At 44.7% G+C, this 23930-nt stretch carries 21 protein-coding genes; 9 read left to right on the forward strand and 12 right to left on the reverse strand.

Annotation, left to right across the window (positions count from 1 at the left end):
• Nucleotides 1-46 precede the first annotated feature (46 nt).
• Both ACX5J7_RS02960 and ACX5J7_RS02965 read left to right on the forward strand, forming a co-directional pair.
• On the forward strand, nt 47-253 hold the full coding sequence (locus ACX5J7_RS02960; RefSeq protein WP_278384675.1) for a YheV family putative zinc ribbon protein: 207 nt from the start codon (nt 47-49) through the stop codon (nt 251-253).
• 180 nt (nt 254-433) lie between these two features.
• Complete coding sequence (locus ACX5J7_RS02965) at nt 434-1543, forward strand: DUF748 domain-containing protein (protein WP_020746859.1); 1110 nt, start codon at nt 434-436, stop codon at nt 1541-1543.
• Nucleotides 1544-1605: 62 nt separating this feature from the next.
• On the opposite strand, the gene ACX5J7_RS02970 is transcribed toward ACX5J7_RS02965, so the two are convergent.
• The 3 genes from ACX5J7_RS02970 to ACX5J7_RS02980 are packed head-to-tail and all read right to left on the reverse strand — an operon-like array spanning nt 1606 to nt 2971.
• Entirely contained in the window at nt 1606-1764 is a 159-nt protein-coding gene (locus ACX5J7_RS02970) for a hypothetical protein (RefSeq protein ID WP_012520154.1), read from the reverse strand.
• Between the two features lie 16 nt (nt 1765-1780).
• Nucleotides 1781-2029, reverse strand: coding sequence for a SlyX family protein (locus ACX5J7_RS02975; RefSeq protein ID WP_498706055.1), 249 nt, complete (start codon nt 2027-2029; stop codon nt 1781-1783).
• Nucleotides 2030-2038: 9 nt separating this feature from the next.
• Nucleotides 2039-2971, reverse strand: coding sequence for a WD40 repeat domain-containing protein (locus ACX5J7_RS02980; protein ID WP_287150703.1), 933 nt, complete (start codon nt 2969-2971; stop codon nt 2039-2041).
• 197 nt (nt 2972-3168) lie between these two features.
• On the opposite strand from ACX5J7_RS02980, the gene fkpA reads away from it, so the two are divergent.
• A complete protein-coding gene (gene fkpA / locus ACX5J7_RS02985; RefSeq protein WP_012520157.1) occupies nt 3169-3954 on the forward strand; it encodes an FKBP-type peptidyl-prolyl cis-trans isomerase in 786 nt (261 codons plus the stop codon).
• Nucleotides 3955-4218: 264 nt separating this feature from the next.
• On the opposite strand, the gene ACX5J7_RS02990 is transcribed toward fkpA, so the two are convergent.
• On the reverse strand, nt 4219-4488 hold the full coding sequence (locus ACX5J7_RS02990; RefSeq protein WP_015068477.1) for a hypothetical protein: 270 nt from the start codon (nt 4486-4488) through the stop codon (nt 4219-4221).
• Nucleotides 4489-4663: 175 nt separating this feature from the next.
• Here ACX5J7_RS02990 and greB point away from each other — a divergent pair, with 175 nt between their 5' ends.
• Both greB and ACX5J7_RS03000 read left to right on the forward strand, forming a co-directional pair.
• Nucleotides 4664-5149 (forward strand): transcription elongation factor GreB, encoded by a 486-nt coding sequence (greB, locus tag ACX5J7_RS02995; RefSeq protein WP_498706057.1) that lies wholly within the window; start codon nt 4664-4666, stop codon nt 5147-5149.
• A gap of 177 nt (nt 5150-5326) precedes the next feature.
• Nucleotides 5327-7693, forward strand: a complete 2367-nt coding sequence (locus ACX5J7_RS03000) for a Tex family protein (RefSeq protein ID WP_498706058.1) — start codon at nt 5327-5329, stop codon at nt 7691-7693.
• 115 nt (nt 7694-7808) lie between these two features.
• Here ACX5J7_RS03000 and ACX5J7_RS03005 read toward each other — a convergent pair whose 3' ends face one another.
• The 7 genes from ACX5J7_RS03005 to ACX5J7_RS03035 form a co-directional block, all read right to left on the reverse strand.
• Nucleotides 7809-9290, reverse strand: coding sequence for a tryptophan halogenase family protein (locus ACX5J7_RS03005; protein ID WP_498706059.1), 1482 nt, complete (start codon nt 9288-9290; stop codon nt 7809-7811).
• 16 nt (nt 9291-9306) lie between these two features.
• The gene (locus ACX5J7_RS03010) at nt 9307-10038 is read right to left on the reverse strand and encodes a cupin-like domain-containing protein (RefSeq protein ID WP_498706060.1); all 732 of its coding nucleotides are present in this window, start codon (nt 10036-10038) and stop codon (nt 9307-9309) included.
• Nucleotides 9968-10342, reverse strand: a complete 375-nt coding sequence (locus ACX5J7_RS03015; protein WP_498706061.1) for a cupin-like domain-containing protein — start codon at nt 10340-10342, stop codon at nt 9968-9970. Before ACX5J7_RS03015 ends, ACX5J7_RS03010 begins: the two co-directional genes overlap by 71 nt.
• A gap of 11 nt (nt 10343-10353) precedes the next feature.
• Nucleotides 10354-10929, reverse strand: coding sequence for a SapC family protein (locus ACX5J7_RS03020; RefSeq protein WP_498706063.1), 576 nt, complete (start codon nt 10927-10929; stop codon nt 10354-10356).
• Entirely contained in the window at nt 10829-11086 is a 258-nt protein-coding gene (locus tag ACX5J7_RS03025) for a SapC family protein (RefSeq protein WP_498706064.1), read from the reverse strand. Before ACX5J7_RS03025 ends, ACX5J7_RS03020 begins: the two co-directional genes overlap by 101 nt.
• Before the next feature lie 192 nt (nt 11087-11278).
• The gene (locus ACX5J7_RS03030; protein ID WP_498706066.1) at nt 11279-14317 is read right to left on the reverse strand and encodes a TonB-dependent receptor; all 3039 of its coding nucleotides are present in this window, start codon (nt 14315-14317) and stop codon (nt 11279-11281) included.
• A 304-nt stretch (nt 14318-14621) separates the two neighbouring features.
• Complete coding sequence (locus ACX5J7_RS03035; protein WP_278384687.1) at nt 14622-15818, reverse strand: XylR family transcriptional regulator; 1197 nt, start codon at nt 15816-15818, stop codon at nt 14622-14624.
• A gap of 228 nt (nt 15819-16046) precedes the next feature.
• On the opposite strand from ACX5J7_RS03035, the gene ACX5J7_RS03040 reads away from it, so the two are divergent.
• The 4 genes from ACX5J7_RS03040 to ACX5J7_RS03055 all read left to right on the forward strand — a co-directional run bounded on the left by ACX5J7_RS03040 (nt 16047) and on the right by ACX5J7_RS03055 (nt 22782).
• Nucleotides 16047-17528 carry an MFS transporter gene (locus ACX5J7_RS03040; RefSeq protein WP_020746866.1) on the forward strand — a complete coding sequence of 494 codons (1482 nt, stop codon included), beginning with the start codon at nt 16047-16049 and terminating at the stop codon, nt 17526-17528.
• A 10-nt stretch (nt 17529-17538) separates the two neighbouring features.
• Nucleotides 17539-18567: a glycoside hydrolase family 43 protein gene (locus tag ACX5J7_RS03045; RefSeq protein ID WP_015068484.1), complete on the forward strand. Its 1029-nt coding sequence runs from the start codon at nt 17539-17541 to the stop codon at nt 18565-18567.
• A 335-nt stretch (nt 18568-18902) separates the two neighbouring features.
• Nucleotides 18903-19610: a hypothetical protein gene (locus ACX5J7_RS03050; RefSeq protein WP_498706069.1), complete on the forward strand. Its 708-nt coding sequence runs from the start codon at nt 18903-18905 to the stop codon at nt 19608-19610.
• A 4-nt stretch (nt 19611-19614) separates the two neighbouring features.
• Nucleotides 19615-22782, forward strand: a complete 3168-nt coding sequence (locus ACX5J7_RS03055) for an endo-1,4-beta-xylanase (RefSeq protein WP_015068486.1) — start codon at nt 19615-19617, stop codon at nt 22780-22782.
• A gap of 97 nt (nt 22783-22879) precedes the next feature.
• Here ACX5J7_RS03055 and ACX5J7_RS03060 read toward each other — a convergent pair whose 3' ends face one another.
• Nucleotides 22880-23860, reverse strand: coding sequence for an aldo/keto reductase (locus tag ACX5J7_RS03060; protein ID WP_498706071.1), 981 nt, complete (start codon nt 23858-23860; stop codon nt 22880-22882).
• Nucleotides 23861-23930: the final 70 nt, after the last annotated feature.

Raw genomic sequence — 23930 nt, forward strand, 5'->3', positions numbered from 1 at the left:
AGCATTTCAAGGTATAATATTGGCGAAATTCATCAAAGGTGTATGTATGTCAAAACGTGTAAAACGCCGGTTTGTGGCCGGAGCTACCTGCCCTAAATGCCAAGAGCTAGATACCATTTCGCTATACTTCGAAAATAATGTAGAGAAGCTTGAGTGTGTGGCGTGCGGCTATAACGAAGCGCAAACCGATGAAAAAGTAAGTGCAGCCACCCGTTCAAAAGAAAACGTTATTGGTATTTTCAAGCCTCACTAACATTCCTACTCACCGCTAGGTAAAATTTACGTTTATTTAGTGCTATACCGCTTAACCCTTGCCAATATGAGCGTATAGCCGTTCCTCTTAAGAGCACGCCAACCCTTAGCCTGCCGCTTTTCATCATGTAAAAGTGGTACAGGTATAGTTTTTGTATCCTTAGCCCCTAAGGAGTGAAATATGAAGCATGCTAAAAAACGGTTTTGTTATGTGGTAGCAGGGTTATTGCTCATGCTCATTGCGTTTAGGTTATATCTTCCATATGCCGCAGCCACATACATTAACACCACACTAAGCCAATCGGAGCAATACGACGGCCGAGTGGGCGACGTTGATTTGATGTTGTGGCGAGGCGCCTATAGCTTAGAGTATGTTTTGCTTTATAAGGCAAACGGGCAAATAGACAAGCCCTTGTTTAAAGCAGACTATGTGGAATTTACGCTGTCGTGGTCACAGCTTTTTAAAGGCGCTGCGGTAGGTAGAGTGGTTGTTAACTCCCCCGAAATTAATTTTGTAGACGGAAACTCGGAAGAAAAAAGCCAGTCGGGTAAAAACGAGAATTGGCTGTCTATCGCCGATCAACTGTTTCCGCTGCGGATAGACAAATTGACCATTAACCAAGGAAAAATTGCCTTTCACAATCCCGATACCTCTCCGGCTATCGACATTGCGCTGCACGACATTCAGCTTGAAGTGAACAACTTGGTCAATAGCGATGACTTATCAGACACCCGTGTAGCAACGGCCAAAGCCAAGGGACAAACGGCAGAGCAAGGTACAATTTCCTTAAACGCCAAGCTTAACCCGGCGACAGAAGCGCCCACGTTTGACCTAGATATACAAGCTGACAATGTTGGGCTGGTGAACTTTAAAAACCTGCTTGATACCTATGCGCCCTTTGATTTAGAAGCAGGGACCCTTACCCTTGCAGCCGAAGTGGCTTCTAACGAGGGGAAAGTAAAAGGCTATATCAAACCCATTTTGCATAACGTGGAAGTGTTTTCTTGGAAAGGCGATATTGAACGTGACGGCGACGGTTTTATTGAAGGCAGTATCGAAGCCATTTCCGCGTTCGTCACAGAGCTTTTTGAAAATCAAAGTGAAGATCAGATTGCTACACGCATTCCTATTGAAGGCGACCTATCAAACCCGGATACGCAAACATGGGACGCATTTACAGCAATATTGAAAAACGCATTTATTAAAGCGTTTAAAGGCGATGTGGAGGAAAGCGTAGAGCTCGACAGACTGGAGTTAGACAGATTGGAAAACCCTAAGGGGTCCAATTAAAAACGCTGAGGGGAATTTCATCGGTTAGGGCTCTGCAAGAGCCCTAACCGCTTTAGATGGTACTATATGGTACAGCTATCACCACAATCGTTGGCACCGTCGCGCATGCCTTCAATTTCTTGGCTTTCCTGCTTGTCTTTTTCAGCCTGCTTCTCTGCTACTGACTGCTCCACTGAGTCAAAATCGATGCTGTCGAATGCATCCATATCAAAATCGCTCATAACTTACTCTCTTAAATTAATAGTGCGGGGGCGGGGTTTCTTCCGACTGCTTAGCAATATTAGAAGGCTCTATACTTTTAACACGGTCTATTACGTGACTTACTTTAAACGCTAAGTCATCAAGCTGCTTTTGTTGTGAAGCCAGCGCTTCATTAAGCGCCTCGATAGTGTGCTCTTGAAAAGCTACTTTCATCTGTAACTCTTCAATATAGCTATTGGCGCTATCTATTTGCCGTTGTAGCTGCTCAGCGCTTTTATCTGTCATGTAAACTCTCTATCTCTCTCGTTGCCATTCTTCGGCAAGACCACTACTGCTAATAGATACTATATTATCATTGGGAAGGAAGGCGACGCCATAAACAACTGCGGTAGGTGGTGAAATAGACTCTCTTGAAGCAACTTGTATAGACTGCGCCTGCTCACCGCTTTGCAAATCCCATAAGTACACCTTCCTTGCTGGCGACCCTGTAAGCAAAAATTGACCGTCTTTTGAAAACTCCACATCGGTGAAAATCTTTTGTCGTGAGGCGAATTTTAGCGAGGTAACGGGCTGCCCGGTTTGCACATTCCATACTTGCGACTTACTTTGACTATCCGCGGTAAAGGCAAAGCGCCCTTCGTCGTCTAGCGCAACTTTCGTTACGCGAGTAGGGTGAGTAAAAGTATGAATAATCTGCCCAGTATCGGTACTCCATAAATAAGCGATGTAGTCATTCCCACCAGTAAGGGCAAACTTTCCGTTAGGTGAAATGTCGATTGAATTGACTTTTTCTTGATGGCCAAAGAATTCAAGCCGACGAGAGGTGCGAGGTTCAAAGTACATCACTTTACCATTTGAGCGGGCCACCAAAATGCCGTTGCCGTTATTGGTAACCACTACGTCGCGAATAGACGATTCATCAATACGCCAAAAACCTTCAGGCTCGCCGGTTTCTAAGCTCCACAGAGCAAACGCTTCACGGTCGGCAGTCACTACATAACGCTTGTCTGCACTAATGTGCACCGACATAACTAAGTTATTGCCTTCCCCTTGATGACTCCAATGGTAAAGCGGTTCGCTTTGCCCTATTCGCCATACATTCACCCCGTTATTTACGCCAGATACCACGGCCAAGGTGCCGTCGGTGGATATATCTGCCGCGTATGCGCCTTCTTCTACATGACGCCACTGCTGTATTGGCGTAGTATCAGGGATAGAGCATCCCATGGAATTGCCAATAAGTACGATGAGTAACACTATTCTACGGAACAATTGAGGCCTAAACATAATCAAATGGGTTTCGCTTTGTAAACGCTAGGTTTAACATAGCATGGATCACGCATCTTTAACTATCGTGCACACTGCCTTAGATGCAGCAGTATAGACATAGACGCATGATGATAATAATTAATGGAGACGTTTTTATGCAGAAGTCGCTCGTTGCCTTATCTACTATCGCTGCGCTAGGCCTTTTCGCTTGCCAGCCAAATACATCTGATGAGGCCGCTTCTACAAGCGCTGATAGTGCAAAAACAACTGCTGTTGCAGCAGAAGAAATGACAGATACGCAAAAACAAGCTTACGCCATGGGCGCAAGCATGGGTCTGTTCGTAAGCAACCGTGCCGAACAACAAGAACAACTTGGCCTAACGCTAGACCAAGACGCGCTACAACAAGGTTTTAAAGACGGCCTAAACGACACGCTAAAATTTACACCTGAGCAAATTCAACAAATTGCTCAACAGGGTGAAGAAGTATTGCGTGCTAAACAGCAAGAAATGGCTGAACAAGCTGCTGAGAAAAACATTGAAGCAGGCATTGCTTACCTAGAAGAAAATGGTAAGAAAGAAGGTGTTGTTACTACTGAATCAGGCCTTCAATATGAAGTGCTTGAAGAAGGCGAAGGCGCAAGCCCGGTAGCGACCGACATGGTAAAAGTTCACTATCGTGGCACTTTGCTAGACGGCACCGAGTTCGACTCTTCATACAAGCGTGGCGAGCCTGCTGAATTCCCGCTTAACCGTGTTATCGCAGGCTGGACCGAAGGTGTTCAATTGATGAAAGAAGGCGCGAAATATCGCTTCCACATTCCATCTGAACTAGCCTATGGACAGCGCTCTACTGGCGCTATCACACCTAATTCAACGCTAATCTTTGACGTTGAGCTTTTAGAGGTGGTTAAGCCTGAAGCCGAAGCACCAGCTGAGTAAGCAACCGCTTTAGAAAAGAGAAAGCCGACGCATAGCGTCGGCTTTTTTGTTTTAGTGAGTCAGCGTGATCCTTGCTTACCTTTTCCCTACGAGCTAGTGGGTTTTCACCACGCGCGTACCCAAATAGTAAAGTGGGTTATTCAATATGCTTGGTGCCTCGAATTACACTTATAAGCTTAGCCTAAATTAGCGAAACTTCACGCTCAGAACCCTATTTTCTTGTAACGATTTAGCCTTAAAACTCAAAGCTTAAAACAAAAGGTTTTAACGCTGAGGCGCACGGCGTCTTTCCGTGTGCACTTTAAAGGTGGCAAAGTGGTTTAATAGCGTCTGCCCCACTTTATAAATGGCACAGCCTAAAATAAGATAGACCACGGTTATCGTGCTATTTAAGCGAACCACAATATCAAGTAAAGCGTACAGCAATAACAACGCACCGCTTAAAAACAGCATAAAACCGATGATAGTACCGCTTATTTGAAGAGGTTCATTGCCCGGCCTTCGGCGGTTCAACACAGGTATTCGGTTACGCATTCGCTTCCCCTAATAATTTGTCTAGTATTTATACTGTGACATTGCATGAAAGGTTTATGTTCAATAATTATTCAATCTGCCCTTTTTGTCACTTTTTCCGAGTATCAAAGATTGCGTTTTTGTGGTATTACCCACATAAAGTAGGGGTAATTAGCTGGAATATGTATAGGACATTGTGAAGACACCGCTTATCACTCGAAAAGGCTACCATAAGCTGAAACAAGAGCTGGACTTCTTGTGGCGTGAAGAACGACCAGAGATTACTCGCAAAGTAACCTGGGCTGCCAGCCTAGGCGATAGAAGTGAGAATGCCGACTACCAATACAACAAAAAGAAGCTGCGTGAAATTGACCGCCGCGTTCGCTACCTACGCAAGTGCTTAGAAAACCTTAAAGTTGTGGATTACGACCCACAGCAAGAAGGAAAAGTTTTTTTTGGCGCCTGGGTTGAAATTGAGAACGAGGCAGGAAAAGTAATGGAGCTGCGCCTAGTTGGCTATGATGAAATTTTTGGCCGCAAGGACTACATTTCTATCGACTCTCCTATGGCGAGAGCATTGATTGGCAAAGAAGAAGACGATGAGTTTGTTGTGAAGACCGAAACGGGCACCAAAGAATGGTGGATAAACCGAATTTGGTACGATGCCACAGACAAACTATAACCAGAGATAGGCGCCATTAGATTACCCTTTAAAACCCAATGATCAGACGACTTCCCCTACACCGCGGTGATATACTCACCGCTTCTGTTTTCACTACCGACGCTGTGTACGTAAGCCTTTCGCACACCGTTTATTCGCTATTGCCTAACGCGAATTTTTAGTATCTTAGAGCGACTTATGATTATCAATAAAATTGCAGATGAACTTAGCGTTCAACCTTCGCAAGTAACTGCCGCCGTAAAACTTCTCGATGATGGAGCTACCGTTCCTTTTATCGCCCGTTACCGAAAAGAAGTCACCCAAGGACTTGATGATACGCAGCTGCGAACGCTAGAGCAGCGCTTAACCTACCTGCGTGAGTTAGAAGAGCGCCGCGACGTTATTCTTAAATCAATAGAAGAACAAGGCAAGCTGACTGACGAGCTAAAAAGCAGTATCAGTAGTGCTGACAGTAAAACCACCCTTGAAGATTTATATTTACCCTATAAACCTCGCAGGCGCACTAAGGGCCAAATTGCTATTGAAGCGGGACTAGAGCCACTTGCTGACGCCTTATTCAATAACCCAGACACAGACGCTGAAAGTGAAGCGCAAAAGTACGTTAATGCAGAAAATGGCATTGCTGATACTAAGCTAGCGTTAGAAGGCGCCCGCTATATTTTAATGGAGCGCTTTGCAGAAGATGCGTCACTGTTAGCTAAAGTGCGTCACTACCTTATCGAAAACGCACATGTAAAAAGTACCGTTGCGCCGGGTAAGGAACAAGAAGCCGCGAAATATAAAGATTACTTTGAGCACAGCGAAAAATATAAAACGGTACCCTCTCACCGCGCCCTTGCTATGTTTAGAGGCCGCAACGAAGGCATGCTTCACATTCAGCTTGATGCCGACCCGCAGTCAGAAGAAAAAGGGCCTTCACACTGCGAGCACATTATTGCGAGCCACTACGATATTATGCACCGCGGCCGCGGTGCGGATGATTTCTTAGCCCAAGTTGTGCAGTGGACGTGGAAAATCAAAATTGGCCTACACATGGAAACCGAGCTTTTCAGCGCGCTACGAGAGCGAGCCGAAGAAGAAGCCATTGAAGTGTTTGCTAAAAACCTGAACGACCTGCTGATGGCAGCGCCTGCTGGTGCAAAAACCACGATGGGCCTAGATCCAGGTTTAAGGACCGGCGTTAAAGTAGCGGTAGTAGACAGCACGGGAAAAGTGGTTGCGACCAACACCATATTCCCACACGCGCCGCAAAACCAGTGGGATAAATCTATGCGTACGCTTACCACGCTATGTAAGCAATACAAGGTAGATTTGATCAGCATTGGTAACGGCACCGGCTCGCGTGAAACCGACAAACTGGTTGGCGAAATGCTTAAAAACAACAGCGAACTTACTGCACAGAAAATTATGGTTAGCGAAGCTGGCGCATCGGTATATTCAGCGTCTGAGCTTGCTTCAAAAGAGCTACCAGAGCTTGACGTGTCAATTCGAGGTGCGGTTTCCATTGCGCGACGCCTACAAGACCCGCTCGCAGAATTAGTTAAAATTGAGCCAAAAGCCATTGGCGTAGGCCAGTATCAGCACGACGTAAGCCAAAGTCAGTTGGGCAAATCGCTTGACCGTGTTATTGAAGACTGTGTGAATGCGGTGGGTGTTGATTTAAATACCGCGTCACCTGCGCTGTTAAGCTATGTGTCGGGCTTAAACAAAACCCTTGCCCACAATATTGTTAATTTCAGAGACACCAACGGCGCCTTCCCTGACCGTAAAGCACTATTGAAAGTAGAGCGCTTAGGGCCAAAAGCCTTCGAGCAAGCGGCGGGCTTCCTGCGCATTGTTAATGGCTCAAACCCACTTGATGCTTCGGCAGTGCACCCCGAAGCGTACCCAGTGGTTGATAAAATTGTAGATACCACCGCTGTTGCAGTAAATGACATTATCGGTAACACCGAACTACTAAAAAGCTTATCGCCTGATACCTTTACCAGCGACGAATTTGGTCTTCCTACGGTAAAAGATATCCTTAAAGAGTTAGACAAGCCAGGCCGTGACCCTCGCCCTGAGTTTAAAACTGCCGCGTTTAAAGAAGGCGTTGAAACCATTAACGACCTTAAGCCAGGTATGATTTTAGAAGGCGTAGTTAGCAACGTGGCTAACTTTGGCGCATTTGTTGATGTGGGCGTACATCAGGATGGATTGGTGCACATTTCTGCGCTTACCAACAAATTTATCTCTGACCCACGTGAAGTGGTGAAAGCAGGCGACATCGTTAAAGTTAAAGTGCTTGAAGTAGACGTTGCTCGCAAGCGTATTTCCTTCACCATGCGCTTAGATGATACGCCAAGTCAAAGCAACAATGCTGGCGGCCATAGCGCTACAGGTAAGGGGGCTTCAAGTAAGGGCGCTAATAACCAGCGTGCAGGTAAAGCACAAAATAAAGGGCCTGGGCGTTCGAATCAGGGGGGCGGCAATCGCAACAGTCAACCGCAAAACAGCGCTATGGGCAACGCGTTTGCCGATGCGTTTGCTAAAGCGAAAAAGTAAACGCTAGCGATTAGACAGTAACGTTTGAAACGACAAGGCCCACACTTTATTAGTGGGCCTTTTTTTATCTCAGAGCAATTGCGTTACCCATTGAGCTACTTCACAGTCTTGCCTGCTAACGGCTAGAGCAATAGTGTTTCAAAAATGTTTCGTGAGACGGCATATTTTCCAGCCCCTTCAACACTGACAGTTCAATACCTTGCAAAAATCTTTGGAGTTCTTTAGCAGGCATGCCTTTTACACTGGCGTGATAACTCTCAGGCATAATTCCCTGACCTAGCATGACTTGCGTCCAAGAGTCGACTCTAAACAGCTCTCCGTCCTCCTGAAAAGCATGGCCAAACTCTTTAAACAACTGCATGCGATGCTTTAATGTGTCCGGCACTTCCATATCATGACAATACTGCCAGAATGGACTGTCTTTGCGATAGGTGGCGTGGTAATGCAAAATTATAAAGTCTCTGATTTTGACAATCTCTTCTAGCGTCTGACGATTATACTCATCAGTAATAAGCTCACTTACCCCACCATTGGGAAAGAGTTTCAAGAACCGAATTACGCCCATTATGATCAAATGAATACTGGTCGATTCTAGCGGCTCAACGAAACCGCTAGAGAGCCCTAAAGCCAAGCAGTTTTTATTCCATGCTTTTAGACGACGCCCTGTCTTAAACTTTATTATTTTAGGCTTGGTGATGGTGTTGCCATTTACGTTATCTAATAAGCGCTTAGTGGCATGCTCGTCGGACAAGTACTTGCTGCAATACACCAAACCATTACCCGTCCGGTGTTGCAGAGGAATTTTCCACTGCCATCCACTGTCGTGTGCGATGGCTTTGGTGATAGGCCGCGGCGCGCTATCTGATTCAGTTTGCACCGCTACCGCGCTGTCACAGGGCAGCCAGTGCGACCAGTCTTCATAGCCGGTTTTTAACGTTTCTTCGATAAGCAGCCCTCTAAACCCGGTGCAATCAATAAAGAAATCTCCGTGAATAACGTCACCGGAGGCCAGCTTTAGGCTCTCTATAAAGCCCGTCTCTTTGTTTTGAGTAATCTGCTCGATTTTGCCTTCTTTTCGGGTTACACCTCTGGTTTCACTGTACTTTCGCAGCAGTGTGGCATACAAGCTAGAATCTAAGTGGTAAGCATATTGTATATTAGCGTTCTGTGACGTGGCGAATTTATCCTGCTTTGCGGCTTCAAGTTCAAAACAGTAGTTGCCAAAATCATTAGCCACGCCTTGCTCTTTTCCGTAGAGCCAGAAATGATGAAAGGGGGCAACAAAACTCTCTCGTCCGGTAACACCAAATGAATGAATGTAGTTATCGCCTTTTTGCCCCCAGTTTTCGAACTGAATGCCAAGCTTGAAAGTTGCCGATGTTTCACGCATGAACGCCTTTTCGTCAATACCCAGCAACTTGTGAAATACGCGCATTGGTGGAATTGTCGCCTCACCAACACCGACAGTTCCGACTTCGTCAGATTCGACTAAAGTGATATTAACTGTGGGACCCATTTGCTTAGCAATGGCCGCTGCAGCCGTCCAACCAGCAGTCCCGCCACCAGCGATGACAATTGTTTTCACGCTTTTATTCACTGTTGTCTCTCTTTACTTATCGATTCAGTTTGTTTACCAACATAGCTCGCAATTGGCGCGATTTTAGCTCGTCTAATGGAGACAGAAGACCTTGAGATTCAGGCGGCAAGTGCTGAGTAGGTAAAAATTCATCGTTGAAAATGTAGTAGTCGAATACGTGTTTCCAAGCCGCTTTTTCGTGTGCTGGCTTGTCTCGTAGACTCAATATAGCGTGGAACAATACGTTCATTGCCGAGCCCATAAATCGCTCCGCATTGCTCCACCAGTAGTTAACTAAAATATTAAATTTGTCCAGTCCTTCCACTTGATGCCACCACATACTAGGAATAAAGATGGCGTCACCGGGCTCTAATTCTGCAGCGATACCTTTTTCAACCGCTTGTTTAAATTTGGGGTGCTTTTGATAATCAGGATCATGAAAATTTACCATAGAAATTGCTTGTCCCCCCGGCGTAGGTGACAAAGGACCAGGGTACAGGTTTTCGATTTGTTCTGGTGGAAACATGATAAACCTGCGCCGACCTTTGACCGCACAAGCTATGTTGTCTGACGCATCGTAGTGGCATCCGGCAATAGACTTGTTGCCTATCCATATGCTCGGAATAGGCGCTTCCGAATTAGGCGCTAGTTTCGCAAACGACATATCAAGATCGTTTTTTTGACGAAGGCCAGGGAAATTAGAATCGATAATATTTGAGGCTATATATACGCTTGGCGGGGCTGAGTCGTCTAGATGTGCAATGATCAAATCGATAACCTCGTCGATCTGTGGCTTTTTCTTTTTTGAAATTTAGTTGTGTCGCATTGTTATTATACCCGTAATGACCATTGAGCCCTGGTTCGCCAAAGTAGGTTAGGGTAGGTCGACCATTATAGAAAGCTTTTAGGTACTCGGCTGCAGTAATATCGGAGTGTAAACTTTTTTTGACTAGCTCCCAATGATTAACAAGCCCCCTAAGGACAACAGGCTCACTGTAGCTATTTAAATCATCCGGAATTTTTCCCGATTCGCAGTGGCCTACTTCTCTAGCTTGTCGAGTAATGGGTATCATCTTGTTTAATACTATTGTGATAGCTGAAGGTTTTTGAGGTTTATAAGCTTCCTTACATTCGTCATAGACGCCACAACCGCAAAGGCGAGTTGTAAGTAGCCATATTTATTCAACGTGTGCAATTCGCTAGCGGACAATGCAGCGAGTTTTTCTTCATGAATAGTGTAGTTACCACGTAACCTACGTTTTTCACCATTGCTTAATTCAAATTCAATGTTAACGGGCTCAATAAGATTTAACGTCAAAAATTGTTTAAACATATCGCTTTGAATTTCTAAGCCACTATCTATAACTGTTAAGCACGATGATATGTGATTCAAATATGGACTATTTCCTCCATGGGAAAGGAAAAGCGGCTGGCCTTCACTCTCACTCACTTTAGGGTGATCCATATCAATATGTATCACCGCGTTATTATCTTCACTGTGTTCAGGTTGTTGAAAACCAATTAAAAAAGGCCCTTTATTAAGTATTGCTGGTACGTAATCAACCTTCCAACCCGATGGATAAGAAGCGTCTAAAAATAGATTTTCGTTTTTTTTCCAAACCCAACAACACTGAACATTGATAATCGTCAGATTCGCCATCTCGACGAAAAAAAATAGGGTAATGCTTCTGTAACTCAATAAATTCAGATGGGAAAGCTAATACGCTGGCCTGAGCATCACCGTATTGTGCGCCATAATGAGTAATAACTTTCGTATCTTTATGATAGACATTGTTTAACATCATATGTTTTGTCATCTTTTTACCCTTTCATCACATGGTCTAAATGCATCCATGTGATTGCTGTAAAAGCTTTATTATATTGCCCACAACAACACTAAGATAAAACAAATATTACACGTTCAGAAAACTAAAAACGCCGCTATAGCGCGGCTGTAAATAAGGGTTTGCGCTGGCAAATTAGGTTTGCCAGCGCTTTTAATCTTGCGATTAAAACTTATAACGTGCACCAATGTTGTAACGTGCGCCTAGCTCCGTCAAGAACCACATCTGCGATTTGTTTCGTGCATAGTCGCGAGCGTTCTCGCCCGTTACGTTAATGCCTTCAACAAAAACGCTGAATTGATCGTTGATATTATAGCTAAGGTTTACGTCAACTTGCGTGTAAGCTTCGGTATAACGGGGGTTGTTTGAACCACCGCGGTTAGCCTCAGCTAAGAATTCACCACGCCAGTTAACAGCTATTCGCGCTTGGAATTTATCATCTTCATACAAGCCCACTAAGTTGGCCGTATCGCTTAGTCCAATTAAAGCAAACTGTGACGAATTAGGATCTGCATTGTTATCAAAGCCTACATCGCCGTTTACGAAGGTATAGTTAGCCTGAATACCAAAGCCGGTCTCGCCGAAGAAATGCTGGACAGCAAATTCTGCCCCGTAGATTTTCGCTGAGCGGTTGTTGTCAGGCGTGCTCGTCCTAAATACATACTCTGGGTCTGATTCGTTGGCGACAATATCCCACCCTGGAGTTTCAGCGAGCTGCTGTATCTGTTCTGGCGTGCCAGTGTAGTCAGCGGCTCCGTTAGGAAAAGCTTCTGGCTGACTTAACAATACGGTCATTGCGTACAAAGATGTATCATCCACAGCGATACCCAAATCCTGGAGGGCCGCTGCGGCTTCCAGGGCGCGAGGGCCCGCGGTTGGGTTTCGAATACCTAAAATCGTCTGGTCTATCTGTCGGCTACCTAAGAAATTAGCCACGTCTTTTTGGAAGAAACCTGCAGAGACATAGCTTGTAGGGTCGTAATACCACTCTAATGATACATCTGTATTTGATGATTCAAGTGGTAACAAACCAGGATTTGAGGCGTTTGCTGTTGGTATTGCACCGAGTAGTGTAGAGCCACCGCCGCCACCGAAGTTGCTTGCAGACACGCCAAGGCTGCCTAAACCGGCACGGGCGATAGTTTTACTATACGAGAATCGGCCTATCAAATCCTCTCTAATTTCCAGTTTTAAATCTAAGCTGGGTAGCAAGTAATCATAGCTGTTTTCCGCTGATGCTGGTGTTGGTGGTACATCAGAGTTTACAAAGGGAACGATGTCGTTATTATCTTCCCAACGGAATAAGGTTTGGCCGACTAAAGAGGTCGAAGTCACTTCTGTTTCTTCATAGCGAAGCCCGGTCAATACGCTGAAATACATACCTCCAAGTTCACCATCTAGAGAAACCTGTGCATACGCCGCTAAAGTATCTTCTTGAATGGTGTCGTCAAACGACAAGGCTTGTTCGGTTGACGATGGAATGCCTGGGTATAAGGACTCAGCGGCTGTATACAGCTCGCGAGCATCAGCAATAAAGCCAAAACCACCAGGCATCACACCATAATCGTCAAATTCGCCAGGCAAATCGAAAGGTTGAATTAAGTCGCCAAACTCGCCTGGGTTAGCCACGCCCCAGTTGCCTAAGGCAATGTTGTTCCCCGCCGTTTGGAACGAACGCGACTCCATTTCACGGGCTTCAACACCAAAGTCGAAACGACCATTGTCTAGCAGGTATTCGCCGTCTAATTTGAACTGGGTGATCTTCGAACGCTGCGCTGCGTTGCGAATACGCGCAATGGACGAACCTACATCACCGGCATCAACCACTCCATTATTATTGGCACCACGGATGCTGTCATCGTAAACGTTTAGGTAGGTAGGTAACTCTGAATCATAGAACCACTCCCGCTCTACAACGGTAGGCGCGCCTAGGCCAACCGCAATTTCACCCGAGCCACGTGGACCGGTACCACGGCTGTGCATCTCTGAGTCATGTGCATCGAAAGTAAGTGAAAAATCGTTATTGACAAAATATTTAAAGTTCACGCCTATTGAATCTAGCGTATTGGTTTGCTCTCGCCACTGCTGTTCATAGCCTTCATCTGTTCCGCCAGCATAGGTCTCTCTCATATAAATTGGTGTTTTTACAATATTGTCATCGAACTCAACAACCTGAGTATTGCTACCTGTTTGAACCCAGTTGGTAATTTCACCGCGCTGCTCAACAATCTCGTTTTCAGCAAAGGTATAGTCAATGGAGGCTGTGAACTGCTCTGTTGGCGCAAATTGTAAGTTTAATTGCACATTGTCGCGAACACGCTGCGTATTTGAGAAAGCGTAACGAATATCGTTAGGGCGTGCGTATAACTGGCCTTGCTGTGGTGCATTAATATATTCAGCACTTGTCGTATTCCACAGTCTGTCTGGGTCAGCAAGATCGTCCCAATAATCAATATTCCAGTCATTTACCGTTGCACCGGTATACCCTGAATCACGCTCTTGATGTATCGCTGCAATGCTCACACCCCATGTTGCGTCATCGTTGGCATAGCTAATAATGGTTGAGGCTTCTGGGGTTACATCGTCGCCCGTTCTGTTTGTGGTATCGTGTACCGCTTTAACGCCGGCCGTTGCTGTAAAGCCTTCGTTATCCAACGGTTTCGCCGTAACAATGTTGATGGTTGCACCAATACCACCTGTTGCGATGTTGGCTTTACCGGTTTTGTATACTTCTACCGCTCGAACGGCTTCAGACGCTAAGTTTTGAAAATCAAAAGAACGGGTGTTCCCCCCCCGTGTTGTTCCGTCGGCTCCAGAACCTGCACCGTAAGTTATAGCCGCTGGCATGGTACGACCATTGAGTGTAATCATATTATTGCCGCCCGCAAAACCGCGAACAGTTACTTCTGAACCTTCGCCGTTAGTTCGGCTAATTGAAACACCGGTAATACGCTGTAACGATTCTGCGAGGTTAGTATCTGGGAACTTACCAATATCTTCAGCTGAAATTGCATCTACGATACCAGCAGAATAACGCTTAATAGAAGCAGCTTCTTGTAAACTGCCTCGAATACCCGTTACTTCAATAATCTCTGTTTCTTGTTCATCTTGTTCCTGAGCAAATATAGGAGTTGAAATTGAAACTCCTAAAATTAAGGATAAACTTGTTGCCAGGTGTGTTTTGGCGAACTTTCTTTTCGACATGTGCCTTCTCCAGATCCCGCTTTGGTGAGTGTAGTAATTCGTTAACATCATCTGTATTGCTATTCGTTATTTTCAACTTACTCTGATGATTATTTAACGCCTCATAATAGCGCTCGGAACAAGCAAAAAACCTTTATGTAATTTATCAACCCATTAACTAAATTTTAACAGGATGCGGGTTTTATTGTTCTACTTACACTTTTCGGCCAATTGATGGGACTCGTTGAAGTCGATTTGTATTTACTAGAGAGTCTCCCGAAGCTACTCTTTCTAGCCACATGGAAAGACGTGTTGTTGAAGCAACCTAATAACTGGCTACTGTTCTATCCTTATTCTTTTGATTCTCGTTTCTATACGCTGATGGCGTCGAATTGAAGTGCTTGTTAAAAACAGAATACATATATTGAAGTGAGGGATAGCCACATTTTTCGGCAATGTCGTTTATTGGCATCTCTGAATCGGCAAGTAGCTTACATGCGCGGACGAGCTTCTCGTTGTGAATGGCCGTATGGACACTATAGCCATGTTCCTGTTGGAAACGGTTTTCGAGATTAGACCTGGAAATACCTACGAAGTCTGTTACCTGATCAACCTTTATACCTTTGGTAGCGAACTGTCGTATAAAGTGAACAGCTTGAATAACATAAGGGTCAGACAATGCTTTAAACTCTGTCGACTGGCGAGCTTCCACGCCTACCGGGCCCACTAGCACCTGGCTTTCAGGCACCTTTTTTCCTTCTAACCGTCTGTGCAGAAGTTTCGCGGCTTTGTATCCCATTTCGAAACAGCCTTGTGTCACTGAACTCAAACTAATTCGACTTAAATTTCTTGCTAAGTCATCGTTATCGATGCCAATGATTGAAACTCTTTCAGGAACTTCCACCCCCAAATGATCGCATGCTTGGAGTAGATGCCGCGCTCTGGCATCGTTTACCGCAATGATACCGATAGGCTTAGGCAGATTTTCTATCCAATCGCTTAATTGTTTGAACGTGTAATGCCATGTTTTACGATTAGTGGCATGGCCCTTATAAATTTGGTAGCTGTATTCTTCTTTACTCGCCAGCTTCGCGAGTGCGCGCTCACGCTCGATAACCCACCGATGATGCTCATCGAGGGGTACGCTGTACATGGCAAAACGTTTTAAGCCTTTCTCTTTTAGATGTTTAAACGCAGATTCCACCAGTGCGAAATTGTCTGATGCCACATAGGGAATATTAGGGTATTGTTCTAAATCAGAGTAAGAGCAACCTACGCCGATAACCGGCGCAGATATGTTGTCTACAATCTTCTTAATTTCTAAGTCATCATAGTTGGCAATCAATCCATCACAGCGCCAATCAACAACATCATTACCATGAAACCTAAAGTCCTCTTCTAGAAAAACATCCCAATCGACTTTAGTGGTATGCAGGTAGTGTCCAATGCCCTCTAAAATTTGTCGATCATACACATTATTAGCATTAAAAAGCAGCGAAATGCTGTGTTTTGACTCGTACATACGCGGACCTGAACCTATTAATCGATCTGATGTGGTATTACTTGATACTCTGAATTTAAACAAAATTCAAGCGTGGTTAAAAACAGTGGTTTCTTTAAAAATGCAAAACGAGAACTAGTATCTTAAAAAACATAATTGTTAATAGTAACGACTAGTTGCAACATGATGATAACAAATTTTTATTACGCTTATTCCCTTTTCTTTTCCACATGTAAGTAGACGCAGTAAATGAATGCACAAACCAACTCCATATCTATCACAGAAAAAATAGGTTATAGCCTCGGCGATCTCGGTGCGAATCTTATATTTCAAACATTGATGACCTTTCTGGCTTTTTTTTACACTGATGTTTACAAAATCCCTCCGGCATCAGCTGCAACAATAATTTTCGTTGGTGGCATGATAGGTGCCTTTTTTAACCCTGTAATGGGCGTAATAGCAGACCGTACACATACACGCTGGGGCAAGTTCAGGCCATGGATACTATGGACTTCGGTTCCTCTCGGGGTTATTTCTTTGCTTGCCTTTAGCACACCAGCGTTAAGTGACGAAGGAAAGTTAATATACGCTTTCTCAACATACGTATTGTTGGTTGTAATTTATTCTGCCAATAACCTTCCATATTCAGCGCTAAGCGGTGTGCTTACTGGCAACATGAAAGATCGAAACAGCCTTTCGGCCTACCGTTTCGTCGCTGTAATGGTTGCCCAGTTTATTATTCAGGTATTGCTTCTACCGCTTGTGTTGATATTAGGTGACGGTGATAAAGCCACAGGCTTCCAAAACACCATGATGATATTTTCTGTAGTAGGTATTGTGTTCTTTTTGATTACTTTCATAACAACGAAAGAACGGGTGGTTCCAGCACCAGAAATGACCTCGAGTATCAAAGAAGATATTACAGATTTAATGGGCAACCGGCCTTGGTTAATTATTCTTTGCGTCACCATTTTGGTTTTTATCACGCTCGCCTTAAAAGGCGGTATGTATATCTATTATTTTGAAAATTATCTAAGTGCTGCTCACATTCGGGCATTTCTCAATGATATTCAATTCAATGCGTCTATAGAAGCCCTCAATAGAATGCTTGTGAACGCGGGTCTGACTGAGTTTCGCTGGCCCGAGGATGCGGCTACATCTGGATTTAGTCTATTTAACGCAGGCGGCATTATTTTCATGATCGTCGGGATCGGGTTCTGCAAACCTTTAGCCGATAGGTTCGGTAAGAGAGATGTATTTGGCTACGCACTCTTTATATCGACGCTTTTTATATTAGCTTTCTACATCATACCGCCCACAGAAATAGGCTGGGTGTTTTTAAGTCAAATTCTGCATGGCTTTTTTTATGGTATTACGATTCCCTTACTGTGGGCGATGGTCGCGGATGTTGCTGACTATTCCGAGTGGAAAAATAATCGTAGAGCAACCGCAATCATATTTTCAGCAATGATATTCGGGCTGAAGTCTGGCCTCAGTATAGGAGGCGCGTTGGTCGCGGGAATTTTAGCGACCTACGGATATGACGCAGAGTTGTCATCGCAGTCGGTCACTGCTGTCGAGGGAATCAAACTATCGGTCAGTATCTATGCCGCTATCCCCTTTTTATTATGTGTTGCTGCTGTGTTGTTCTTATATAGCATCGATAAGAGAAAAGAGACTGAAATAGAAAACGAATTGATGGTAAGACGGGCTGTTAAGGTAGAGCTTTAAGGAGTATTTAATGCCAGAGAAACAATACGAGAATGAGATCGAAACATATAAAGAGTCAGCGATATCAAAGCCTCTTGTAGAGCACATATATACCGCAGACCCTTCGGCTCATGTCTTTGAGGGGAGAATCTACATTTATCCCTCTCATGATATTGAAGCGGGAATACCCTTTAACGACAACGGCGATCACTTTGCTATGTGCGACTATCATGTGCTTTCGATGGACTCGCCAACATCACCCGCACAAGATCATGGCGTGGCGTTACACGTAGATAACGTGCAGTGGGCAGAGCGCCAAATGTGGGCACCCGACGCTGCGACTAAAAATGGAAAATACTTTCTTTATTTTCCTGCGAAAAGAAACGACGGCATCTTCCAAATTGGTGTCGCTGTCAGTGATACTCCGCATGGTCCATTTACGGCCGAACCTGAACCAATCAAGGGTAGTTATTCCATTGACCCTGCCGTGTTTGAAGACGACGACGGAACCCACTACATGTATTTCGGCGGTATTTGGGGTGGCCAGCTGCAACACTATAGAGACAACAACTACAACGCCTCTTTGGCAGAACCTAAAGATGACGAGCCCGCACTCGGCCCTATAGTGGCCAAAATGAGCGACGACATGCTGGAATTTGCTGAAACGCCCAAAGAGGTTCTGATTGTCGACGAGCATGGCAAGCCTATACTTGCGGGTGATCATGAACGTCGCTTTTTTGAAGCATCGTGGATGCACAAATACAATGGAAAGTATTACTTTTCCTATTCGACCGGCAATACCCACTATCTTTGCTATGCAATTAGCGATAGTCCTTATGGTCCATTCGTTTATGCTGGACGGATCCTTGAACCCGTGGTTGGCTGGACAACACACCATTCAATTTGTGAGTTTGAAGGTAAACACTATTTGTTTTACCACGATTGTACGCTCTCTGGGGGGGTTACTCATTTACGTTCAGTTAAGGTGGCGCCTATAGACTATGACGAAGATGGGAAAATTATTACGCTCTCGCCCTACGGCGATGTGCGCGTTGAATAAAATAGAAGATAAGTTAAGTTAAACCAATATAGTTCAACAAAAGACAGTAAAAAAATAGCGGCAGCGCGGTCGTCGTGTTGCCCTTTACTGCACTCATCTAGTGTCGGCAATAGTCGAATGTTGCCCCAGTTATCATCGGCCCCCAGTCTGGTTAATAAAAAACCAAAAAATGTAAACGCAATACCGTTTTTTGTTATGAAAATGTTACCAGAAATTCTCTATTCTTCACTATAACCAAACGCCACGTTTGGCCTCATTACGTTATTACTGAGGTAAATTTCGTTTTTTAGTAGTGACGCAGTGCTCCCCCAAATAAATAAAATAGGAATATAGCTATGTTGGTTTATCGAAGTATTTTATTAAGTTTTTTAATGCTTTGCCTGCCCCCTGCGAACGCAGTAATTCTTGAAAACGGCGATTTCTCAACGTGTGATTTTTCAGGATGGGAACGAGACACAGATGGTGCTGGTAATTATTCGTTGGGAAATGACTTTTCCATAAATGGGACTGCGCCAAGCTGTGAAGCAGTCATTAACGTTGATTACACTGATACAGAAGCCTTTTTTGGAAATACATTGTTTCAGTTTCTAGATTTCAGCTCAGCGGGAGGTGGCCCACTTACTCTGAGCATGGATATTGAGGTTAATAGTGAACTTACCGATACCGACAATAACTTTGTTGCCGATTATTTTATTATCAGCTTTTATGATGGCGTAGATACTTACGATAATACAGGACCAAACCAGCGTCTTTTTGAAGCCGATATTAACGGCCTAGCCAGCTACACACTTTCATTTCTGCTTGATGCTTCGCTTACTTCACTCCCAAACTTGTCGCTAGACTTTCAGCTCCTATTAGGTGCTGATGATGATGGCTTCACCGACTTAGGTGGTTCTACACTGCGTGTGAATAACGTTTCCATTACCGAAAACAGCGTCTCGGTTCCTGAGCCCAGTGGAGCCATTCTTATGATTGTGGGTTTAGCGGCGGCTTTTGGCGCACGTGTTTCGCGTGAAAAACAGTTAAGTGGGCAGAGGAGCTAGTACGATGACCAATTTTTTACTGAAACTTATTCTAATTACGCCTTTATTTTGCCTCGCTACACCCGTTTTTGCTAACTGGACTGATGTAGAAGAGATCTCAATTAGCAAATCTCGACCTTTATTTGACCGAACGAACAGGGTCTATGTTGTTAATGTAGAAATACAGAATAATAGTGCTGACGACATTGTAGGGCCTTTGAGAGTGCTTGTTAATAACGCGACTCTTGAGGTGGTGGACGAAGATGGTGTGAGCGAAAGTGGTTCGCCATATTTTGTAGTTAGCGAAGCATCATTACCGGCTGGTCAAAGTATGTCGGTTAAAACGACATTTGAACTGAGACGCGCGAGGCTCGCCTTTGATGCCGTTCTTCAACAGAAAAACCCCAACGTTGCTATCTATGCCGAGGCAGAGGGCGGAGGTGCCAGCTCGCTGCTTTTCAAAGGCAACGCCTTTAATGTTATTCAAGGCGACCCGAGTTTTGTAACAGTTAACCAAACAGATACAGACGCGCCTACCGATGATACGCGTATTATCGAACTTGAAATCGCGTTTCCTAAAGCTGGCACATATGCACTTTACGCGCGTGTGCGCGTTGGTCCAAATACAGCTGAAGACGACAGCTTCTTTATCCCTACCGAATTTGGTAGGAATAACGGCTGGGAAACGATTAATAGTATTTCAGGTTTTGTTGTGCCTGGAGAGCCAGGCTATGAAGCTGACAGTTTAGTTATCGCGGGTGGTTCAGCGGCTAGTAATGTGTGGAAATGGACTCGGATAGCTGGGCCAACCTATACGGTGCCTGAAAATAGCTTAGATCAGGTGTTTCGATTTGCTGGTCGCGAGGATGGATTAGATATTGATAAGTTCGCATTTGCCAACGAAAGCGTGCTGTTCACTATAGAAGCGTTGGAAAACGGCCTTGCCGGTAACCTTGTTGAACCGCCACCGCCTTTCGTTCCCGTTGGGCCGCCGCTTGCAACTGGACAAGAGAAATTCCTGGGGGGCGTTTGCTGTGGACGGCAGCGACCCAACTTCGAGGCTTACTGGAATCAGGTCACGCCCGAGAATGCTGGTAAGTGGGGGTCAGTGGAAAGTACCAGAGATGTAATGAACTGGGCTGAACTTGATGAAGCCTACGCGCTCGCCAAAGCGAATAACTTCCCTTATAAGCATCATGTACTTGTGTGGGGAAATCAACAACCTGAGTGGATCACAGCCTTACCAGCTGAGGAGCAGCTTGAAGAGATTCTGGAATGGTTTAATGCCGTAAACGAAAGATATGAAGCTATCGACTTTATTGAAGTGGTGAATGAATTTGATAATGATCCCCCAAATCTAGCCAATGATGGCCCAGGCTATATTGACGCGTTGCGTTTATTTAACCCGCAGACAACTTTGGAATTAATTAGCCAATTTGAAAGCGATGGTTTATCAACGCCAGAAGCCACTGATAAGGCCGCTAACTTTGACTGGATCATCAACGCATTTCAAATGGCACGGAATATTTTCCCTTCATCGACGCGCTTGATGTTTAATGAGTACAACGTGATCAATTCTACCTCTCGCACTGACTTGGCGATTGAATTGGCGAACTTACTTAAAGCACGTGGGCTGATTGATGATTTTGGCTTCCAAGGTCATGCTTTTTCTACGACTGGACCTAACGAAGTTATGTTAGAAAACCTCAATAGAATCGCGTCAGAAACAGGATTAGATGTTTACGTTACTGAGCTTGATATTGATGGCCAAACCGATCTAATTCAATTATTGGATTATCAAAGAATATTCCCACTGTTTTGGGAACATCCTGCGGTTAAAGGGGTAACAATGTGGGGATATTTACCGGGACACTGGCGCGAAAATCAAGGTGCAATATTGGCACTAGAAAACGGCTCTGAAAAACCCGCTCTAAAATGGTTGCGCAGCTATATGCGAGGCCTCTCTCCTACTATTACCAACCCTGGGTTGCTGGAGGTTAGCGCAGATGCGCCAATAGGCACATCGGTAGTCGTACTAGAGTCTAAAACATTTGACGGTGTCGTTAACTCGGCAGATGATACCGTAACGTGGTCTATACTAGGTGGCTCTGGCGAGGGGACATTTGCTATTGACAGTGAAACGGGCGAAATTACCACGACTGATAGTTTACGTTCAGCGCTGCTAAACCTTTATGTACAGGTCGAACAGGACGGTTACACTAGCTTGGTATTGGATCTGCAAATTTTCATTCCCGGTGACGACTTAGAGCCAGTTGTGATTGAATACGATTTTCTGAATGATGTACAAGGCTGGCGTGGCGATTATGGCACTACAGCGTCAGTGGGCTATGATGAGGCGGCACAAGCGGCTGTGATGATCCCAGACTGGATCGATAACGCGAATGAGCAGGTGTATATTCGCGAGGTAGCGTTGACTGACCTAACCGATGCAACCGTTGACTATACCGTGACCGTACCTCAGGCGCTTGTCGATGCAGGTCTAACGCTTCAAGGCTTTGTCCAAACCGGCGCGCCAAGCTATACGCGTATTTATGGCGAAGCGTTTGCGCCCGTGGCGGGCGAGAATACATTCAGAATAAATCCTGTGGATAATGGTAACGGTGACATTGAAATTATTGAACGGATAGGTTTTCAGCTCAACGGACCACTAAGTGATGCCTTAGATGAAAGCGTATTGTTAAATAATGTGACTGTTACTATTCCTGTAACAGTCCCAGTGAGCAACTTGGTTGAATATGACTTTGTAGCAAGTGTTGAAGGCTGGCAAGGCGAATTTGGTACAAGTGCAAATGTGGTGCATAACGCGGCGAGTGAATCGGCTGAGTTACTGCCCGACGGAACAAGTACTTCGCATAATTACATTGTTCAATTTGCCCCCAGCGATTATGCAGGTGCAAATATAAGATATACAGTGACGGTGACCGAAGAGCAGGCCAATAATGGATTAACCGTCCAGGGCTATGTTCAAACCGGTGCGCCCAATTACACACGATTGTATGGGAACATACAAAATGTAGTGGCAGGTGAAAATACCTTTACATTTACTCCAATTGACAATGGCAGTGGCGATATCGTGAACATTGAAAGGGTAGCATTGCAAATTAATGGATCATTTTCAGGAGCAAGCGCAGACACGGTACTGCTTAATAACGTGCTAGTGACGTTTCCTTAAAAAAATGACGTAGCCATCGGCCACAAGAAAAACAACCCCCTGTGAAAACAGGGGTTTGTAATTAACCTAAGCCCCCCTAATTTACAGGGATTTTATATTAAATTGGGCACCTAATTAAACGCGCTATTTCAGATTGATATAGTTCATAGAGGCGCTTATGACTTTCCTCTGAAAGAGGAGCGATAGCAGAAGCGTTTACATTCTGTAAAACCTGCTGTGCAGAACTGGCTCCTGGAATAATAGTGGTTACCGCGTCGTGGTCTAAAATCCAGCGCATTGCAAAATTTGCCATTGCTAATTCAGATGGCTTGTTCTGTTCTAATGCGTCCACCAATTTAAGGCCTTCACTAAAATCTATGCCAGAAAAGGTTTCCCCAACACTGAAGGCTTCGCCATCTTTGTTGTAATTTCTATGGTCGGATTCAGCGAATGACGTTGATGCGTTAAATTTACCACTTAGTAAACCACTGGCAAGCGGGAGTCGCGCAATGATACCCACTTGGTTTTCCTTAGCTACTTTAAACAATGTATCTTTAGGGGCTTGCCTAAATAAGTTAAAAATAATTTGCAAAGAAGTCAGGTCGGGGTGTGCTAAACACGTCATGGCTTCATCCATAGTTTCGACACTGGCGCCAAAATAGTCGATAAGGCCGTCTTGTTGAAGCTGCCTTAAAAAATCAAAAACGTGACCTTTTTCTAAAACAGAAGGGGGAATGCAGTGAAGCTGAAGCAGATCTATTTTATCTCGGCGCAGCCGATCGCATGACCGGCGAACAGCGTCGCGCATATCCTGTAACGTGTAGCCATTTGGATAAGTGCCTTCGCCACGGCCGTATTTGGTGGCTACTTTTACGTCTTTTTTTGTTTGTTCTAGCCTGTCGCCAAGAATAGACTCGCTTTGCCCAGCGCCATAAACATCAGCAGTATCAAAAAAAGTAACACCGCTTTCTAGCGCTGTTTCTATGATATGAATAGCATCAGTGATAGTAATTGGACCAAAGTCTCCACCCAATTGCCAACACCCAAGACCCACTTCGCTTGCTAGAATAGAAGAGTCGCCAAGTTTTCGTTGTTTCATTTTTTGCCCTCTAGATATCGCATTCAACGTTAGTTACGTTCATTAAAATGTGGTCAACCATTTGAACAGC

The sequence above is a fragment of the Alteromonas infernus genome, from assembly GCF_902705815.1.

Coding starts and splice junctions, on each gene's coding strand:
- ACX5J7_RS02990 (WP_015068477.1), bottom strand. CDS start 4,488: ATGCGTAACCGAATACCTGTGTTGAACCGCCGAAGGCCGGGCAATGAA.
- ACX5J7_RS02975 (WP_498706055.1), bottom strand. CDS start 2,029: ATGACAGATAAAAGCGCTGAGCAGCTACAACGGCAAATAGATAGCGCC.
- ACX5J7_RS03040 (WP_020746866.1), top strand. CDS start 16,047: ATGAATGCACAAACCAACTCCATATCTATCACAGAAAAAATAGGTTAT.
- ACX5J7_RS03055 (WP_015068486.1), top strand. CDS start 19,615: ATGACCAATTTTTTACTGAAACTTATTCTAATTACGCCTTTATTTTGC.
- ACX5J7_RS02960 (WP_278384675.1), top strand. CDS start 47: ATGTCAAAACGTGTAAAACGCCGGTTTGTGGCCGGAGCTACCTGCCCT.
- ACX5J7_RS03050 (WP_498706069.1), top strand. CDS start 18,903: ATGTTGGTTTATCGAAGTATTTTATTAAGTTTTTTAATGCTTTGCCTG.
- ACX5J7_RS03020 (WP_498706063.1), bottom strand. CDS start 10,929: ATGGCGAATCTGACGATTATCAATGTTCAGTGTTGTTGGGTTTGGAAA.
- fkpA (WP_012520157.1), top strand. CDS start 3,169: ATGCAGAAGTCGCTCGTTGCCTTATCTACTATCGCTGCGCTAGGCCTT.
- ACX5J7_RS03030 (WP_498706066.1), bottom strand. CDS start 14,317: ATGTCGAAAAGAAAGTTCGCCAAAACACACCTGGCAACAAGTTTATCC.
- ACX5J7_RS02965 (WP_020746859.1), top strand. CDS start 434: ATGAAGCATGCTAAAAAACGGTTTTGTTATGTGGTAGCAGGGTTATTG.
- ACX5J7_RS03060 (WP_498706071.1), bottom strand. CDS start 23,860: ATGAAACAACGAAAACTTGGCGACTCTTCTATTCTAGCAAGCGAAGTG.
- ACX5J7_RS02980 (WP_287150703.1), bottom strand. CDS start 2,971: ATGGGATGCTCTATCCCTGATACTACGCCAATACAGCAGTGGCGTCAT.
- ACX5J7_RS03045 (WP_015068484.1), top strand. CDS start 17,539: ATGCCAGAGAAACAATACGAGAATGAGATCGAAACATATAAAGAGTCA.
- ACX5J7_RS03000 (WP_498706058.1), top strand. CDS start 5,327: ATGATTATCAATAAAATTGCAGATGAACTTAGCGTTCAACCTTCGCAA.
- ACX5J7_RS02970 (WP_012520154.1), bottom strand. CDS start 1,764: ATGAGCGATTTTGATATGGATGCATTCGACAGCATCGATTTTGACTCA.
- ACX5J7_RS03015 (WP_498706061.1), bottom strand. CDS start 10,342: ATGATACCCATTACTCGACAAGCTAGAGAAGTAGGCCACTGCGAATCG.
- ACX5J7_RS03025 (WP_498706064.1), bottom strand. CDS start 11,086: ATGACAAAACATATGATGTTAAACAATGTCTATCATAAAGATACGAAA.
- ACX5J7_RS03035 (WP_278384687.1), bottom strand. CDS start 15,818: ATGTACGAGTCAAAACACAGCATTTCGCTGCTTTTTAATGCTAATAAT.